We start from the raw sequence: 16,412 nt of genomic DNA, 5'->3' as shown, positions 1-16,412 counted from the left end.
CACCCTCAATCTGTTAAGTGTAGATGAGCCTACTGCGCCTCCGGGGGCGGCTCACTGCCCACCCAGCCGCCGCCCATGGCGCGGAACAGCGCCACCAGGTTGGCCTGCTGGGACAAACGCAGGCTGATGAGATCCTGCTCCGCCTGGTAGTAGTTGCGCTGGGAGTCCAGTACCGAGAAAAAGTCGTCCACCCCTTGACGGAAGCGCAGATCCGACAGCTCATAGCTGTCCTTGTAGGCCATTACCAGTTGCTGCTGAGCCTGGTACTGGTCCTCCAGGTTCTCCCGGGCCGCCAGCGCGTCCGCCACCTCCTGGAACGCCAGTTGGATGGTTTGCTCGTACTGGTTCAGGGCGATCTCCCGATCCGCCTTGGCCACTTCCAGGTTCCCGCGCAGCTCACCCCAGTGGAAGATGGGCGCGGTGATGGAGGGGGTGAAGTTCCAGCTGCGGGCATCGCCACTGAACAGGTCGTCCAGCTCGGCGCTCAAAAGTCCTGCGGTGGCGGTCAGCGAGATGTTGGGGAAGAACGCCGCCCGGGCCGCGCCGATGTTGGCGTTGGCGCCGCGCAGGCTGTGCTCGGCGGAGCGGATGTCCGGGCGCTGCACCAGCATGGCCGAAGGCATCCCCACTTCCACCGGCCCCAGGGCGATCTCCCGGCTGCCGTCCGGCAACAGTATGGGGTCGTAGCCGGTGCCCACCAGCACCGCCAGGGCGTTGATGTCCGCCGCCACCCGGTTGTTAAAGTTCGCCATGTCCACCTGGGCGATGGCCACGGTGACCTGGGCCTGGGCCACGTCCAGCCCGGTGGCCACGCCGTTGTCGAAGCTTTGCTGGGTCAGGGCCAAAGAAGCTTTCTGGGTTTCCAGGGTCTCCCTGGCCAGATTCAGCAGGGCCCGGTCCGCCGCCAGGGTCAGGTAGGCGGTGATTACCTGGCTGACGATGGCGATGTGGGTGTTGCGCCGGGCCTCGTCGGTGGCCAGGTAGGCCTGCAGGGCCGTCTCTTCCAGGCTGGCCAGGCGGCCCCAGAAGTCGATTTCGTAGCCAAACAGGCCGATGTCGATGTTGTACTGGCGATTGATGGTGCTGTCCGCTCCGGTTACTGCCTCACCCAGGCGCTGGTTCACGCCGCTGGCACCGATGTCGATGTTGGGGAATTTCTCCGAGCGCTGCACCCCGTATAGGGCCTCGGCCCGGCGCAGGGTCTGTATCGCAATGCGCATGTCGCGGTTGTGCTCCAGCGCCCGCTCGATCATCACCTGCAGGCGGGGATCCAGCACGAACATCCGCCAATCCTCGATGGCGCTGTTGCCCTCGTCGGCATCGCCGGCGCTTTCAGGCCAGAACTCGTCCACCGGCGAGGGCGGGGTTTCGTACTCCGGGGCCATGCTGCAGCCGGTGGCCAGCAGCGCCGACAGCATCAGGGCGACTAGGGATCGATTCATGCGCCCTCCTTCACCGCCGCCGGTTCCGGCGCCTTACGGTGGGCCAGTCGACTGACAAAGACAAAGAACATGGGTACGAAGAACACCCCGAGGAAGGTGGCGGTGATCACCCCGCCAATCACCCCGGTGCCTACGGCGTTCTGGGCGCCGGAGCCGGCGCCGCTGGAAATTGCCAGGGGCAGCACGCCGAAGCCGAACGCCAGGGAGGTCATCAGGATGGGACGCAGACGCACCCGGGCAGCGTGCAGGGCCGCGTCCACCATGTCGGCGCCCTCCTCGTAATACTGCTTGGCGAACTCGACGATCATGATGGCGTTCTTGGCGGACAGGCCAACGGTGGTGAGCAGCCCCACCTGGAAGTAGACGTCGTTGTCCAGGCCCCGAAGTCCGGTGGCGATCACCGCCCCAAGCACCCCAAGGGGCACCACCAGGATCACCGCAAAGGGCACGCTCCAGCTCTCGTACAGCGCCGCCAGACAGAGGAAAACGATGAGGATCGAGAGCACATAGAGGGCCCCGGCCTGGCCGCCGGCCTCGCGCTCCTCGTAGGAGAGGCCGGTCCAGGCCACGCTGAGGTCATTGGGCAACTGCGACACCAGCTGCTCCATGGTGGTCATCGCTACCCCGGTGCTGATCCCCGGACGGGGTTCGCCCTGGATCTGCATGGCGGAGACCCCGTTGTAGCGCTCCAGACGCGGCGAGCCGTACTCCCACCGGGTGGTGGTGATCGCCTTGAGCGGCACCATCTCCCCCTGGTTATTGCGCACGTACCAGAAATCGATGTCGGCGGGCACCATGCGGTAGCTGGCGTCGGACTGCACGTACACCTGCTTGACCCGGCCCCGGTCGATAAAGTCGTTGACGTAGGTACTGCCGAAGGCGGTGGAGAGGGTGTCGTTGATGGTGTTGATGTTGACCCCCAACGCCTCCGCCTTGAGCTGGTCAATCTCAATCACGAACTGGGGCGTGTCATCCAGGCCGTTGGGCCGCACGTTGGTCAGTGTTGGGTTCTGCATTGCCATCCCCAGCAGCTGGTTGCGCCCCTGCATCAAGGCGTCGTGCCCCGCCCCGGTTCGGTCCTGCAGGAACATATCAAAACCGGTGGCGGTCCCCAGCTCGATGATCGCCGGGGGCGCGAAGACGAACACCATCGCCTCCTTGATCTGGAAAAACGCCCTCTGGGCCCGCTGCATCGCCGCCCACACCGAGGTCTCCTCCGTGCCCCGCTCCTCAAAGGGCAGCATGTTCATAAACATGATGCCGGCGTTGGAGCCCCGGCCGGCGAAGCTGAAGCCCGCCACCGCGAACACCGAGGCTACGGAGTCAGTTTCATTCTCCAGGAAGTAGCTTTCGGCCTTTTTCAGCACCTCCACCGTCTGTGACTGGGTGGAGCCGGTGGGCAGCATCACCATGCCGATCATCACCCCCTGATCCTCGTCCGGCAGGAAGCTGGTGGGCAGACGGGTCATCATGTAGCCGGCCACCGCCCCCAGGGCGATGAAGATCAGCATAAAGCGGCCCATGCGGCGAATCAGGGTGCCCACGTGGCCGACGTAGCCGTTGGTGGCCTTGTCGAAGGTGCGGTTGAACCAGCCGAAGAAGCCTTTGTCGCTGCCACCGCCGTGGCCGGGCTTCATCAGGGCCACACAGAGGGTGGGCGTCAGAATGAGGGCCACCAGCACCGACAGCGCCACCGCGGTGACGATGGTGATGGAGAACTGGCGGTAGATGATGCCGGTGGTGCCGCCGAAAAACGCCATGGGCACGAACACCGCTGAGAGCACCATGCCGATCCCCACCAGGGCACCGGAGAGCTGCTTCATCGATTTTCGGGTGGCTTCGAGGGGGGGCAGGCCCTCCTCCTCCATCACCCTCTCTACGCCCTCCACCACCACGATGGCGTCGTCCACCAGCAATCCGATGGCGAGCACCATGGCAAACATGGTCAGGGTGTTGATGCTGTAGCCCAGGGCCAGCAGCACCGCCATGGTCCCCAGAACCACCACGGGGATGGCGATGGTGGGGATCAGGGTGGCGCGGAAGCTTTGCAGGAAGAGGAACATCACCAGGAACACCAGCACCACGGCTTCGATTAAGGTGTGGATCACGTTCTCGATGGAGAGGCGCACGAAGGGGGTGGTGTCATAGGGCACCCGCATCTCCACCCCGGGGGGAAAGAGCGAGCGCAGCTCGTCGATGCGATCGTTGACGGCGTTCATGGTGTCCAGGGCGTTGGCCCCGGTGGCCAGGGAGATCCCCATGCCGCTGGCCGGCTGGGCATTGTAGCGAGCCACGGTGCTGTAATCCGCCGCCCCCAGCTCCACCCGGGCCACGTCCCGAATGCGCACCTGTGAGCCGTCCGGGTTCACCTTGAGCAGAATTTGCTCGAACTCTTCGGGGGTGCGCAGCAGCGAGCGGGCGGTGATGGTGGCGTTGAGCTGCTGGCCATCCACCATGGGGCTGGCCCCCAGCTGGCCGGCGGAGACCTGGGTGTTCTGCTCGGCGATGGCGGCGGTAACGTCACTGGGGTTCAGGCCGTAGCTTTCCAGCCGGTTGGGATCCAGCCAGATCCGCATGGCGTACTCGGCGCCAAACAGCTGCACCGAGCCCACCCCGGCGACCCGGCTGATGGGATCCTGCAGGTTACTGGCGACAAAATCCGACAGGTCGGTGTCGGTCATGGTGCCGTCAGCGGAGTAAAAGGCGATCACCATCAGGAAGGTGTCGCTGGATTTTTCCACCACCACCCCCTGACGCTGGACCACTTCCGGCAGCTTGGCGGTGGCCCCGGAGACCTTGTTCTGCACCTGCACCTGGGCGATGTCCGGATCCGTGCCCGCTTCGAAGGTCAGGGTGATGATGCTGTTACCGAAGGAGTCGGACTCGGCGGAGAGGTAGCGCAGGCCGTCCAGGCCGGTGAGCTCCTGCTCAATCACCTGGGTGACCGTCTCCTCGGCGGTCTTGGCGGAGGCGCCGGGGTAGAAGGCGGAGACCTGGATCGCCGGCGGGGCGATGTTGGGATACTGAGCGATGGGCAGCTGCACCAGGGAGAGCACCCCAGCCAGCATGGCCAGGATCGCCAACACCCAGGCGAACACCGGCCGGTCGATGAAGAAGTTGGCCATGGTGTCCCCCTACCCTTGGTTGTCCAGTTCCCGTACGGTGCCCACGGGCACCCCGGGGCGAACGAACTGGAGTCCCTCCAAAATCACCTTGTCACCGGGGGCCAGACCGTCGCTGATCAGCCAGTCCTGGCCCACCATCTCGTCGGCTTCCACCACCCGCTGCTCCACCTTGTCGTCTTTGACCAGCATCACCGTGGCTTCACCCTTGGCGTTGCGGGTCACCCCGCGGGCCGGCACCAGCAGGCCCTGGGGCACCACCCCCTTGACCAGCTCGGCACGGACGAACATGCCCGGCAACAGCAGGTTATCGGGGTTGGGGAAGGTGGTGCGGATGGTGAAGGTTCCGGTGCCGGTATCCACGTTGATGTCGGCAAACTTGAACTGCCCCTCGTAGCCATAACGGGAGCCGTCGTCGAAGTAGAGTTTCACCTTGGCGGCATCCTGGCGCACCAGTTCGCCGGAGGCCCAGTCGCGGCGCAGTTGATTCAGCGCCCGGCTCGACTCGGTGACGTCGACGAACATGGGGTCGAACTGCTGCACCGTCACCAAAGCCTCGCCCTGGTTGCCGGTCACCAGGGCGCCGACGGTGACGGTGGAGCGCCCCGCCAGGCCGGTGATGGGCGCGTAGACCCGGGTGTAATCGAGATTGATCTGGGCGGTGGTGACCGCCGATTGCGCGGTGGCCACTTCGGCCTCCGCCTGCTGGAAGTTGGCCAGGGCGTCATCGTAGTCCTGACGGGAGACCGCCCGGGCCTCCACCAGGGTTTCGTAACGGTCGGCACGGTTTTTCGCGGTTTTGAGGTTGGCCCGGGCCTTGGAGAGATCCGCCTGGGCGCGTCTGAGATCCGCCTCATAGGGCGCGGGATCGATCTGGTAGAGCTGCTCGCCCTCCTGCACCAGTGCCCCTTCGGTGAACAGCTGCTGCTGCACGATGCCGGTGATCTGCGGCCGCACCTCCGCTTCCAGGGAGGCCTTGGTGCGCCCAGCCAGTTGCACGGACACCGTGACCTGCTGGGCGGCCAGGGTTACCACCCCCACCTCGGCGGCCTGTGGCGGCCCCTGCTGAGGGGCATCCCCGCCACAGGCGGACACCATCACGGCTAACAGGCTGGCCCCAACTGCGTTTCGCATCACCATCTTGCCCGCTCCCAAGTTGCTACGATCCGGTCGATCCCGTGAACAAAAGCTAGCAAAGATTGGGCAGTTGGGGACGAAAGGCGCGGTTGGGCGTCAGTCGGTCACCCGATAATTTCGGGCCTGTTCCAAGCCCTTGGCGATGGGCACCAGCAGCACCAGCAGCGCGCCGACCGCAAAGAAGCCGAGGATCACCAACAGCGCCTGCTGAATGCTAAACAAGTCCGCCACCAGGGCAAAGGAGACGCTGCCAAGGATGGTCGCCACCCGGCCAAACAGCCCCCAGTAGCCGAACATCATGGCGCTGTAGGCCTTGGGGGTCAGCAGGCCAACGATGGTGCGGCTGGCGCTCTGGGTAGAGCCCAGGCCAGAGCCGGCCAGCAAGGCACACACCATAAAGAGGCCGTTTTCCGAGACGCCAAACAGCGCCGCCAGCTCCGACAGGAAGTAGATGGAGAGCACCCCTAGCACCCACCAGATGAGGGTCAGGAAGATGGTGGCCTTGGGGCCGATGCGGGTCTCCAAAAAGCCAAAGCCCAGGGCGCCCAGGAAGGCGGAGACCTGCAGGGCGAGGAAGATCCCGGTTTTCTCGGGGCCGGTCAGGGTCAGTTCGGAGTCGACGTAGATGCCGAAGAACTTGATGACAATGGCCATGCCGGCGGAGTAGAGGGTGAACACCAAAAAGAACTGGAACAGGGCCGGCAGGGTTTTGGTCAGCTGCCAGCAGTGGCTGAGGCGCTGCCAGGTGTGGCGCCACACCTCGCCCCACCCTACCCGCTCGGTGCGCTGGCCGCGGTCCTTGAGCCAGAGCACTGTGGGCAGGGCCACCAGAATAAAGTAGAGGGCCACCACCAGCATGGCGGTCTGGTTCTGTTCGATGTAGCGCGCCAGGTCTGTCTCGGCGCTGACGGTCACCACGCCAAAGAGCACGATCACCAGGCTCAACAGCCCCCCCAGGTAACCCACCCCCCAGCCGATGCCGGAGATGAGACCCATGTTCTCGGGGGTGGAGAGATCGGTCAGGAAGCTGGCGCAGAACACCTCGGAGAGCATCCAGGCGGTGTTACTGATGGTGATAAGCAGAATCGCCCAGCCGATGGCCCCGGGCCCGACAAAGTAAAGCGACGCCGTGGCCAAAGAGCAGATCAGCATGTTGCCCAGCAAAAACCCCTTCTTGCGTCCGGTCAGGTCACACAGGGTGCCGAGCAGCGGCGCCAGCACCATGGCGGTGATGTTGGAGATCACCATGGCCAGGCCCCAGTGGCTGTTGCCCCACTGTGAGCCCTCAGGCACCAGGTGGTTCACGAAAAACGCGCTGTAGACGATGGTGATCACCACCGTCGTGTAGGCACTGTTGGCCACATCAAACATGGCCCAGCCAAAGATCTCGCGTTTGGTGACCGGCTCCGAGGCGCCCTGCTGCATAGGGAATGTCCAAAAAGAATCAGTAAAACAATAAGGTTACACCATCTGACCGGCACATTTGTGACGCAGTCGCCGCCGACATCGGGGTTCACGCCGCCCCCAATCGGCTTCGCCTGGCCAGGCTAAGTCTCGGTCAGAGCCGACGTCCGGCGCGCCAGGGCAAAGCGTGATCCAGCGCACAAAGCCCACCCAAGACCTACCTTATGGCTTTTTTAGACTACGTTTAGGTGCTTTAATGAGCCCATTGGTGGCTTAGGGGCACCCTTTGGTTGGGTGGGCCAGACGTTAGGAAGCCACGTTCATTGTGCGGACGGCACGCCGTCAACGACCCCCGGAGGCCCCAATGTTGATTTTTACCTGTCCCAAAGAGGGCGTTCGGATCCCCTACCTGCCCAGTGCTTCCAAGGTGCGCCAGTTTCGACGGCTCACCCAACTGGCGGAGGCCATCGGCCGGCATCCCAATCTGGGCACCACCGCACAGACGCTGTTCAATACCGGTGACAAGTCCCTGCTGCTGCGCTGTCAGCGCTGCGGCGGTGAGGGCCAGGTTTTGATCAAACACCTGCTTAAGGGCACCGGTCGCACCGGGCCGCGCTGCCGGTGCCTGAAGGAGGCCGCATGAAAGTCCTGCTGATTGTGGCGGCCCTTTGGGGGCTGTCCGGCTGCGCCGTCCAGGCCAATCCCGAGCCGGGCCATGTCGGCCAACAGGCCCAGAACGAGTCCGCGCCGGCCAAGCCCAGCTTCCACCAACTGATGATGTACTGAGGAGTCGCTTATGAACGCGTTTGTCCAAAAACTGCGATCCGTCGGCCGGATGTTTGCCGCCACCTTTATGGCGTCCCTGGGGTTGCTGCTGGTGGTGATGCAACCGGACGCCCTCTCCTGGGGCTCGGCCGCGGTGTTCTCCCTGTTCGCCTGGTCCACCTGGCCCTGTGAGGTGGTCTGATGGTGCTGGCACCCGAAGACTTTCGCCGCCTGGAAACCCACCTGACCCTCGCTTTGGCCGGCGTGGTGCGCTGCAAGGCGCACCCGGCACAATACCGGGACGAGTTGGATGAGGTGGCCCGGCAAACCGCCAAGGCACTGGTGGCGGTCAACGAGCTGTTGGCCAACGCGACCCACACCATTCAGGGCGAGGCCCCGCTGCCGTACAGCCAGCCCTAAACCCACTTCGCTTTGTTCATCCCCCACTCGTGTTTCGGTTTGGCCATGGAGGGCGCCATCACGGGGTTCGGCCCATCGTGCCGCTTCTCGCCCCCGCACCATCAGTGCGCCCTTAAGGGGCGTTTTTTTTTGCCCAAAGAACCACCGTGATCACGATCACACAACGGACACAAAGACACATTAAAGAGACCTTGGTACTTTTAATTGCGCCTATTCGTCCGTATTATGCACCTCAACAGATTGGTGTTCACCGGAGAGCGTTATGAGTCAACTGATTGTGGTCGTCGGCCTTGCCTGCCTTGTGGCCTGGCTGGCCACCTCCCCCAAAGGGGGAGGCCGAGATGAATGACAAGGTACTGCAGTTGGCCCAGCATCCGCTCTTCCACCTGCTGGTTATCTTCCTGCTGATGGGGCACGACCTGGTCGCGGCCTTTGCCCGATAAATCGAGTTTAGGGCGAATTAAGAATCCCCTCCGGTGTGTCCTTGGGGGATTGAAAGAATCAAATCATGGCCTTTCGGCCAAATAAATGCGCCACCTAATTAATGGGGCGGAATTTTCGCGGAGAAGCGAGTCAAAGCTCGATAAATTACCGAGTTTAGCCGTGTAGTGCTTCGCCACTTTTATGCGCATACCACTGCGCCAAACGAAATATTGAATCCATCAATCTTTCCAACTTATATAGAGATATGACGATGAAAAAGATGAGCGCTATTACACTGGCTTTGGCTTCCACCTTGTCCGTCCCCGTATTGGCCGAACAAGAATCCCGCATCAGTGGTGAATTGATCATTGCCACCGGTTACCTGTCCACCAACTCCAACTTGAGCACCGAGGGTGACCGCCGTCTGACGGATCTCAATAGCAAAGGCTCCCACACCAACGAATTTATCGTCATGCCGCTGGGCAACATCGCTTACGAACTGGGTGACAGCCGTAACCAGCGTGTCTACCTAGGCACCTCCCGGGATGACCTGGCGGTGGGCGATCTGGCCTTTGAGATTGGCTACCAGTACGACTTTGCCAACGGCACCCAGGTGGATTTCGCCATCCTGCCCACCGTGGTGCGCGGCGAGGTGTGGGCCAACCCCTACGACACCACCGGCAACCGCACCAAAGAGGATGTTGAGGGCATGGCCTACCGACTTAAGATCAACAACCTGATGAACTCCGGTTTCTCAATGGACATGGGCTTTGCCACCCAGGAGGTGGACAACGAGGGCATCGAGCACGAAAGCCTGCACCGGGACGCGGACACCTACTACTTCAAGGGCAGCTATCGCGCCATGTTCAGCGCGTCATCCGGCCTTGTCACCTCCTTCGCCTATCTCCATCACGACGCCGAAGGCGACGCGGCCACCTTCGACCAGTACAAGGCGGAGATGACCTACTTCCGCCACAGCAATGGGCACTCCCTGGCGCTGACCGGCAGCTACGCCTATCGCGAGTACGACGCCATGAACCCCATCTTCAACAAGGAGCACACCGACGATCGTTACGAGTTGTTCCTGGCCTACGAACGCGCCAACTTTATGGGCTGGCAAAACTGGAGCCTGGTCTCCTTTAATGGCGTCAAGTTCAACACCTCGAACATCAAGTTTTATGAGAGCGATGAATACCTGACCTCCATTGGCCTGAGCTACAAGTTCTAATTATCGATAGAGATAATTATAAATTGGTAAATCCATAGGTTATTTGGTGCTCTACGACCTATTGATTCAATGACACAGGATATTGGACAACAGCCCACGTCACTGACGAAATGAATTAAGCCGACGGATATCCACCGGCAACCCAACTCAATAAGGCATATGGATATTTCATGACTCTCTGAAAAAACAGGGAGGGCCGACGGGTGTTTCATATTCAGCGCAAAGGGTTTTGATCATCGTCCAAATCACCCTCTTGGGGCCGGCAAAGCGATTCGCTCGGTCGGCCCCAAGAGCCCCACACCCATTCAATGAACCGACCAGGGCAAAGGTCACGCCCTCGTTTGGCGTGCTCGGCCGTAAAAGGCCCAGGAGAGACCATGAACCGCGTCCCTCACATTCTGTTTTTGGCCCTGCTGCTGGCCCTATCGGCCCCGCTGAGTGCGGACGATGCGGGCGTCGAGATCTTCGAGCCCACGCCCCCGGTGGACAGCAAAGACTCTGTGGTGATCCCCATTGTCGGCGCCATGGACAGCACCGGCATGATAGCCGGTGCCGTGGCCTCGGTGACCGGTGTAGGCCAGCCCCACGCCCAGTTGGTGGGCTTTGGTGCCTATTCGGTCAATGACAGCTACATCACCTTCCTGGGCTACTACAACTACGCGCTGTCCGAGCGCTGGACCCTGGACGCCTCTGCCCTGCAGGCGGAGTTCACCGACAGCACCTTCTATCTGGACCAAATGTTTGCCAATCCGGTGGGCGGTCAAATGGATACCGCCCTGGACGCGTCTTACCTTCAGCGGGATCTCTATCTGACGTTTCGCTACCTGCTGGGCCAGGATGAGGAAGCGGCCAGCCGGCTGCAACTCTCCTCGGGCTTGCCTGTCGCCCCGGAGCGCATCGCCCGCACGGTAGTGGAGTTTGAGCCTTTCTACCAAACCCGGGACCTGCGCACCGCCCAAAGCGACAATATTGAGGGCAAAACCTATGGCCTGAGCGCCACCTTAGACCGGGATACCCGGGATTTCTGGCCCTCTCCCAGCCGGGGTTACCACAGCTACGCCAAGGTGCTGCGCGACTGGGGCGGCAGCGAACGCGCCGCCTACACCCGTTGGGAAGCGCAGTACACCCACTATCTGGACCTGGGCCAAACCGCCTGGGCCCGCCAACAGACCCTGGCCCTGACCGGCTACCTGTCCGACATCCCCACCTGGGATAAGGCCAGCCCCTGGCGTCAGCCGGACTGGTTTGCTCAATCGGTACTGGGCGGGTCCGAGCGTTTGCGGGGCTTTGGCAACGATCGCTTCAACGATCGCAGTGCCCTCTTTTATGGGGTGGAGTACCGCACCATTCCCCAGTGGCAGCCCCAAAGCCGCATCCCCTTTTTCAATCGCTACGACTTTCCCTGGTGGCAGTTCGCCCTCTTTGCCGAACTGGGCAAGGTGGAGAGCCGCTTTGACTTGGGCGATCTGCACAGCGAGATGGAGTGGAGCGCCGGGTTTGGGCTGCGCTTTTTTATCGAGCGCATGGTGGCCCGGGCCGACTTTGGCTTCAGTGGCGAAGAGAGCCTCTTCCACTTTACCGTCAACCAGGCGTTCTAAGCTTCGTCTCCGTCTCTGGCGCGGCTGGCCCCAAGGCGGCCGCGCCCCAGGGGCCCCCTGTCACGCCCGGGAGCGTGATCCCGATCACATCAATCACAACTCGTTGCCAATATGTGCTCTTTCGCATTGCTTATGCGCCTATTCGTCCGCATAATCCACCACATCGTCTCATTGGAGACTTTTACTGACCTGGCCCGATTGACCGCTGATGCGCACAACGGACTTCACAACGATTGAAATGAGAGACACCGACATGAACAAGACCTCCCTCAACGCTGCCCTGGCCCTGGTGTTCCCCGCCCTGCTGGTGGGTTGCGCCAAAGAGTCCCCGGCTGAAGCCGCGGCCCCCTCGTTGCGTCCGGCGCTGGTGGAAACCGTCAACGCCCAGGTCAGTGCCAGTCACCACTTCTATGGGGCAGTACGCGCTTCCAACCGTGCGGAGCTGTCGTTCCAGGTCGGTGGTCGGCTTATCGAGATGCACGTTGAGGAGGGTGACCGGGTGGTAGCGGGCCAGGTGCTGGCCAAGCTGGATCCCAAGGACGCCGAGCTGACTCTGGCTTCCGCCCAGGCCGAACTCAACCGGGTGCGCTCCGATTACCAGCGCGCCCTGGCCATCTTCGAGAAGAGCCAGGCGATTTCGGTGGCGGATCTGGAGGAGATCAGCACCAAGGTGGAACTGGCGGGTCTGCGAGTGATGGAAGCCCAGCGCGCGGTCAACGACACCACCCTCACCGCCCCCTTTGACGGCATCATCGGCGACCGCCTGGTGGACAACCACATCCAGGTGGCCGCCAACCAGGCCGCCTTCGTTATCCACGATCTGGAGCTGCTGGAAGTGGCCATCAACGTGCCGGATCGGATCGTGGCCGCCGGTGGCTACCAGGTGAACGGTGTGGCGGAGATCGCCGCCCTGCCCGGTCGGCAGTTCGACGTTGAGATGAAGAGCTACACCACCACCGCCAACGAGGCCTCCCAGAGCTACCAGGTGACCTTCAGCTTCGCCGAACTGGGCGACGCCGTGGTGCTGCCGGGCATGGCGGCCAAGGTGATCCCCTTTGCCGACGGCACCCAGAAAGCGGTCACCGTGCCCCTGACCGCCCTGGTACCGGACAATCTGGGCAACAAGTTTGTCTGGGTGGTGGGCGAGGACAACAGCGTTCACCAGCGTACCGTCAGCGTCGGCGAGATCAGCCACAACCGCGTGGCCGTCAGCCCCCTTGAGGACGGCGAGCGGGTGGTGATCGCCGGGGTCTCCACCCTGGTAGAAGGCCTGGTTATCCAGCCCACCGAGCAGATTTGACGCGCAAGCCACGCGTCCACCGACTTGGCGTTGTTATTGACGCCAAATGACTGATTCCACTGAGGCAATCCCATGAACATCGCACAATCCGCCATCGCAAAACGCACCACCAGCTGGGTACTCATTCTTCTCGTCCTGCTGGGCGGTTGGATGAGCTACGAAAAGCTGGGTCGCTTTGAAGATCCGGAGTTCGTCATCCGCCAGGCCGTGGTGGCCACCCAGTACCCGGGGGCCACCGCTCAGGAGGTGGACAACGAGATCACCGATGTCATCGTGGGTGCCCTGATGGGGATGCAGGAGGTGTACGAAATCACCTCCACCTCCAAGCCGGGCGTCTCCGAGGTGATCGTGGAGATGGACCGCGCCTTCACCGCCGGTGAGGCCGAGATCCAGCAGGTGTGGGACAAGCTGCGCCGCAAGGTGGCGGACGCCGCCCTGGCGCTGCCGCCCGGGGCCGGTCAGCCCTACGTCAATGACGATTTCGGTGACGTCTACGCCATGTACTACGCCGTTACCGGCGAAGGCTACAGCTTCAAGCAGATCCAGGACTACGTGGACATGCTGGCCCGGGAGCTCTCTCTGGTGCCCGGCGTCGCCAACGTGGCCATCCAGGCCGAGCAGGAGGAGCGCATCTTTGTCGAGGTGGACAGCGCCCGTGCCCGCGCCCTGAACGTCTCCATGGATCAGGTGTACGACGTGCTGGCCAAGCAGAATACCGTCAGCATGGCCGGCACCCTGCAAACCGGCGACATGAACGTCAACGTGATCCCGGTGGCCAGCATCGCCAGCTTCGAGGACATCAAGCAGCTGAAGATCGCCCTGAATGACTCCGTCGTTCGCCTGGGGGACATCGCCACCATCACCCGCGGCTACGCCGACATGACCGAGCTGGTGCGCTACAACGGCCAGCCGGCCATCGGCCTTGGGATCTCCAACGTCTCCGGCGGCAACGTGGTGGTGATGGGGGATGCGGTTCAGGCGCGCCTGGCCGAACTGGACGATCGCCGGCCCCTGGGGATGGAGCTTAACCCCATCTCCCTGCAGTCGGTGAGCGTGGCCGAAGCGGTGGACGCCTTTATCCTGAACCTCATCGCCGCGGTGGTGATCGTCTTTACCGTGCTGTTCTTCTTCCTGGGCCTGCGCTCCAGCATCATCATCGGCGGCGTACTGGTGCTGACCGTGGCCGGTACCCTGATCGTGATGCTGTTTGACGACATCGCCATGCAGCGGATCTCCCTGGGGGCGCTGATCATCGCCCTGGGCATGCTGGTGGACAACGCCATCGTGGTCACCGACGGCGTGCTCTCCCGCTTGCAGAAAGACCCGCAGGCGGATCGCAAGCAGGTGATTGGCGAGGTGGTCAAATCCACCCAGTGGCCCCTGCTGGGCGGCACCATCGTCGGGATCCTGGCCTTCAGCGCCATCGGCCTCTCCCCCTCCAACATGGGCGAGTACGCCGGCAGCCTGTTCTGGGTGATCCTCTACTCCATGATGCTCTCCTGGCTGTTCGCCATCACCGTGGTGCCCCTGCTGTGCCACGACTTCCTGGCGGTCAAGGCTGACCAGGCCCAGAAGCCCAGCCGCATCCTCGGCGCCTACAAGGCCTTCCTGGTGTGGGTACTGCACAACCGCAAGAAGTCCCTGGCCACCATCCTGACGGTGATGGTGCTGGGTGTGCTCTCCCTGCAGTTCGTGCCCCCGGGCTTTATGCCTGAGTCCGAGCGTCCCCAGTTTGTGGTGGACATCAACCTGCCCCAGGGCGCCGACTTCCAGCGCACCGCTGAGCTGGTGGCGCAGATCGAACAGGACGTGATGGCCAAAGAGGGGGTGACCGGCGTCACCAGCTTTATCGGTGCCGGTGGCCTGCGCTTTATGCTGATCTACAGCCCGGAGCCGGCCAACACCGCCTACGCCCAGCTGCTGGTGGACGTGGACCAGTTCGAGGTGATTAGCCCGTTGATTGAAACCCTGAATGCCGAGCTGTCCGCCAACTACCCGGACGCGGCCATCATGGCCTGGAAATTCATGCTCGGCCCCGGTGGCGGCAAGAAGATTGAAGCGGCCTTCTCCGGCCCGGACGCCCAGGTATTGCGCCAGCTGTCCGAGCAGGCCAAAGGCATCATGGCCAGCAACCCCATGCTGATGGCGATTCAGGATGACTGGCGTGACCAGGTGCCCACCCTGCGCCCGGTGTACGACGCCCAATCCGCCCAGCGCCTGGGGCTGACCACCCAGGAGATCAACGGCGCCATCGCCCAGACTCTCAACGGTCGTGAAGTGGGCGTGTACCGCGAAGGCAATGACCTGATCCCCATCCTGGCCCGGGCGCCGGAAGCGGAGCGTCAGCACCACCGTGCCGTGGAGAACACCGAGGTGTTCAGCCCGGCCCTGGGGGCCAACGTCCAGGTATCCCAGCTGGTGAACTCGGTGAACGTCACCTTCGAGGATGGCCTGATCAAGCGCATCGACCGGGTGCCCACCATCAAGGCCCAGGCCGATCCGGCCGCCGGGGTGCTCTCCTTCGAGGCGTTCGAGTCCATTCGCGTCCAGCTGGAAAGCGAGCTGACCCTGCCCCAGGGCTACAGCCTGCAGTGGCACGGTGAGTACAAGGACGCCAAAGAGGGCAACGAAGGTCTGGCCATCAGTGCACCCTACGGCTTCGCGGCCATGGTGCTGGCGGTGGTGTTCATGTTCAACGGCGTGCGTCAGGCCCTGGTGATCTGGCTGACCGTGCCCCTGGCCCTGGTGGGCGTGTCCGCCGGCCTGGTGCTGTTCCAGACGCCGTTCGAATTTATGGCCACCCTGGGCACCCTCTCCCTGGTGGGGATGATGGTGAAAAACGCCATCGTGCTGGTGGACCAGGCGGACCAGGACGTCAAAGCCGGGGTGACCCCCTACGACGCCATCATCGGCGCCGCCCTGAGCCGGGCCCGCCCGGTGGTGCTGGGCGCCACCACCACCATCTTGGGGGTGGCTCCGCTGGTCGCCGACGCCTTCTTCAAGTCGATGTCCGCGGTGATCATGGTGGGGCTGTTGGTGGCCACAGTGCTGACCCTGGTGGTGATCCCCCTCTACTACAGCCTGATCTTCCGGGTGAAGAACCCGGCTTAATCCACAGGGGCGTGGCCCGGCCACGCCCCAAGCCCGACGAGAGAAAGTCCATGTCTCGACACTCCTTTTACGCGAGCACCGAAGAGGCCCAGCTCCTCAAACACATCCGGGAGCAATCCGGCCTCGACACTGGCCAACTGGCCGCCCTGCTCTGCACCACGCCGGAAACCGTCCGGCGCTGGCAACGGGGCACCATGCGGGCCCGAGGCCCGGCGCTCGGTCTGCTGCGGGTGTTGGGCATGTCGCAAAGCTGGTCGGTGCGGGCGGCCATCCAGATTGGCAACTACAACCGGGCGCACCCCAAAGCGGTGGACCAGCCGGAGATCATCCGCGCCCTGTCCCAGGTGACCACGGCTTAAATCTCCCGGCAAAGGATGCCCACTGGGTCACAAATTCCGTTTCCGGGGTTTACCCCACTGGGGCTGGACTTCATTTTGAGCGGCGTAACGTTGTACAATCGCA

The 16,412-nt window shown here is 62.9% G+C and carries 13 protein-coding genes; 9 read left to right on the top strand and 4 right to left on the bottom strand.

The window, feature by feature from the left end:
• Window positions 1–29: 29 nt before the first annotated feature.
• The 4 genes from KUV81_RS04930 to KUV81_RS04915 form a co-directional block, all read right to left on the bottom strand.
• The gene (locus KUV81_RS04930; protein ID WP_222542729.1) at window positions 30–1,442 is read right to left on the bottom strand and encodes an efflux transporter outer membrane subunit; all 1,413 of its coding nucleotides are present in this window, start codon (window positions 1,440–1,442) and stop codon (window positions 30–32) included.
• Window positions 1,439–4,567, bottom strand: a complete 3,129-nt coding sequence (locus KUV81_RS04925) for an efflux RND transporter permease subunit (protein WP_222542728.1) — start codon at window positions 4,565–4,567, stop codon at window positions 1,439–1,441. Before KUV81_RS04925 ends, KUV81_RS04930 begins: the two co-directional genes overlap by 4 nt.
• Window positions 4,568–4,576: 9 nt before the next feature.
• Complete coding sequence (locus KUV81_RS04920) at window positions 4,577–5,698, bottom strand: efflux RND transporter periplasmic adaptor subunit (RefSeq protein ID WP_261389195.1); 1,122 nt, start codon at window positions 5,696–5,698, stop codon at window positions 4,577–4,579.
• Window positions 5,699–5,797: 99 nt separating this feature from the next.
• Window positions 5,798–7,126 (bottom strand): MFS transporter, encoded by a 1,329-nt coding sequence (locus KUV81_RS04915; protein WP_222542726.1) that lies wholly within the window; start codon window positions 7,124–7,126, stop codon window positions 5,798–5,800.
• Window positions 7,127–7,469: 343 nt separating this feature from the next.
• Between KUV81_RS04915 and KUV81_RS04910 the strand changes: the two genes are divergently transcribed.
• From KUV81_RS04910 to KUV81_RS04870, 9 genes are all read left to right on the top strand, one after another.
• A complete protein-coding gene (locus tag KUV81_RS04910; protein WP_222542725.1) occupies window positions 7,470–7,748 on the top strand; it encodes a hypothetical protein in 279 nt (92 codons plus the stop codon).
• The gene (locus KUV81_RS04905) at window positions 7,745–7,891 is read left to right on the top strand and encodes a hypothetical protein (protein ID WP_222542724.1); all 147 of its coding nucleotides are present in this window, start codon (window positions 7,745–7,747) and stop codon (window positions 7,889–7,891) included. The genes KUV81_RS04910 and KUV81_RS04905 overlap by 4 nt, the downstream gene beginning before the upstream one ends.
• A gap of 10 nt (window positions 7,892–7,901) precedes the next feature.
• The gene (locus KUV81_RS04900) at window positions 7,902–8,072 is read left to right on the top strand and encodes a hypothetical protein (RefSeq protein WP_222542723.1); all 171 of its coding nucleotides are present in this window, start codon (window positions 7,902–7,904) and stop codon (window positions 8,070–8,072) included.
• Entirely contained in the window at window positions 8,072–8,290 is a 219-nt protein-coding gene (locus KUV81_RS04895; RefSeq protein WP_222542722.1) for a hypothetical protein, read from the top strand. The genes KUV81_RS04900 and KUV81_RS04895 overlap by 1 nt, the downstream gene beginning before the upstream one ends.
• A 703-nt stretch (window positions 8,291–8,993) precedes the next feature.
• Window positions 8,994–9,941 carry a DUF2860 domain-containing protein gene (locus tag KUV81_RS04890; protein ID WP_261389194.1) on the top strand — a complete coding sequence of 316 codons (948 nt, stop codon included), beginning with the start codon at window positions 8,994–8,996 and terminating at the stop codon, window positions 9,939–9,941.
• Between the two features lie 377 nt (window positions 9,942–10,318).
• Complete coding sequence (locus KUV81_RS04885) at window positions 10,319–11,539, top strand: BamA/TamA family outer membrane protein (protein ID WP_222542720.1); 1,221 nt, start codon at window positions 10,319–10,321, stop codon at window positions 11,537–11,539.
• Between the two features lie 253 nt (window positions 11,540–11,792).
• Window positions 11,793–12,839: an efflux RND transporter periplasmic adaptor subunit gene (locus KUV81_RS04880; protein ID WP_222542719.1), complete on the top strand. Its 1,047-nt coding sequence runs from the start codon at window positions 11,793–11,795 to the stop codon at window positions 12,837–12,839.
• A gap of 72 nt (window positions 12,840–12,911) precedes the next feature.
• Complete coding sequence (locus KUV81_RS04875; protein WP_222542718.1) at window positions 12,912–15,950, top strand: efflux RND transporter permease subunit; 3,039 nt, start codon at window positions 12,912–12,914, stop codon at window positions 15,948–15,950.
• Between the two features lie 50 nt (window positions 15,951–16,000).
• The gene (locus tag KUV81_RS04870) at window positions 16,001–16,309 is read left to right on the top strand and encodes a helix-turn-helix domain-containing protein (RefSeq protein WP_222542717.1); all 309 of its coding nucleotides are present in this window, start codon (window positions 16,001–16,003) and stop codon (window positions 16,307–16,309) included.
• Window positions 16,310–16,412 lie beyond the last annotated feature (103 nt).

Origin of the sequence: Ferrimonas balearica (assembly GCF_019802085.1) — a bacterium.
GTDB lineage: Bacteria > Pseudomonadota > Gammaproteobacteria > Enterobacterales > Shewanellaceae > Ferrimonas > Ferrimonas balearica_B.
This window is presented reverse-complemented; position numbering and strand designations above follow the sequence as displayed.

Coding starts and splice junctions, on each gene's coding strand:
- KUV81_RS04930 (WP_222542729.1), bottom strand. CDS start 1,442: ATGAATCGATCCCTAGTCGCCCTGATGCTGTCGGCGCTGCTGGCCACC.
- KUV81_RS04925 (WP_222542728.1), bottom strand. CDS start 4,567: ATGGCCAACTTCTTCATCGACCGGCCGGTGTTCGCCTGGGTGTTGGCG.
- KUV81_RS04920 (WP_261389195.1), bottom strand. CDS start 5,698: ATGCGAAACGCAGTTGGGGCCAGCCTGTTAGCCGTGATGGTGTCCGCC.
- KUV81_RS04915 (WP_222542726.1), bottom strand. CDS start 7,126: ATGCAGCAGGGCGCCTCGGAGCCGGTCACCAAACGCGAGATCTTTGGC.
- KUV81_RS04910 (WP_222542725.1), top strand. CDS start 7,470: ATGTTGATTTTTACCTGTCCCAAAGAGGGCGTTCGGATCCCCTACCTG.
- KUV81_RS04905 (WP_222542724.1), top strand. CDS start 7,745: ATGAAAGTCCTGCTGATTGTGGCGGCCCTTTGGGGGCTGTCCGGCTGC.
- KUV81_RS04900 (WP_222542723.1), top strand. CDS start 7,902: ATGAACGCGTTTGTCCAAAAACTGCGATCCGTCGGCCGGATGTTTGCC.
- KUV81_RS04895 (WP_222542722.1), top strand. CDS start 8,072: ATGGTGCTGGCACCCGAAGACTTTCGCCGCCTGGAAACCCACCTGACC.
- KUV81_RS04890 (WP_261389194.1), top strand. CDS start 8,994: ATGAGCGCTATTACACTGGCTTTGGCTTCCACCTTGTCCGTCCCCGTA.
- KUV81_RS04885 (WP_222542720.1), top strand. CDS start 10,319: ATGAACCGCGTCCCTCACATTCTGTTTTTGGCCCTGCTGCTGGCCCTA.
- KUV81_RS04880 (WP_222542719.1), top strand. CDS start 11,793: ATGAACAAGACCTCCCTCAACGCTGCCCTGGCCCTGGTGTTCCCCGCC.
- KUV81_RS04875 (WP_222542718.1), top strand. CDS start 12,912: ATGAACATCGCACAATCCGCCATCGCAAAACGCACCACCAGCTGGGTA.
- KUV81_RS04870 (WP_222542717.1), top strand. CDS start 16,001: ATGTCTCGACACTCCTTTTACGCGAGCACCGAAGAGGCCCAGCTCCTC.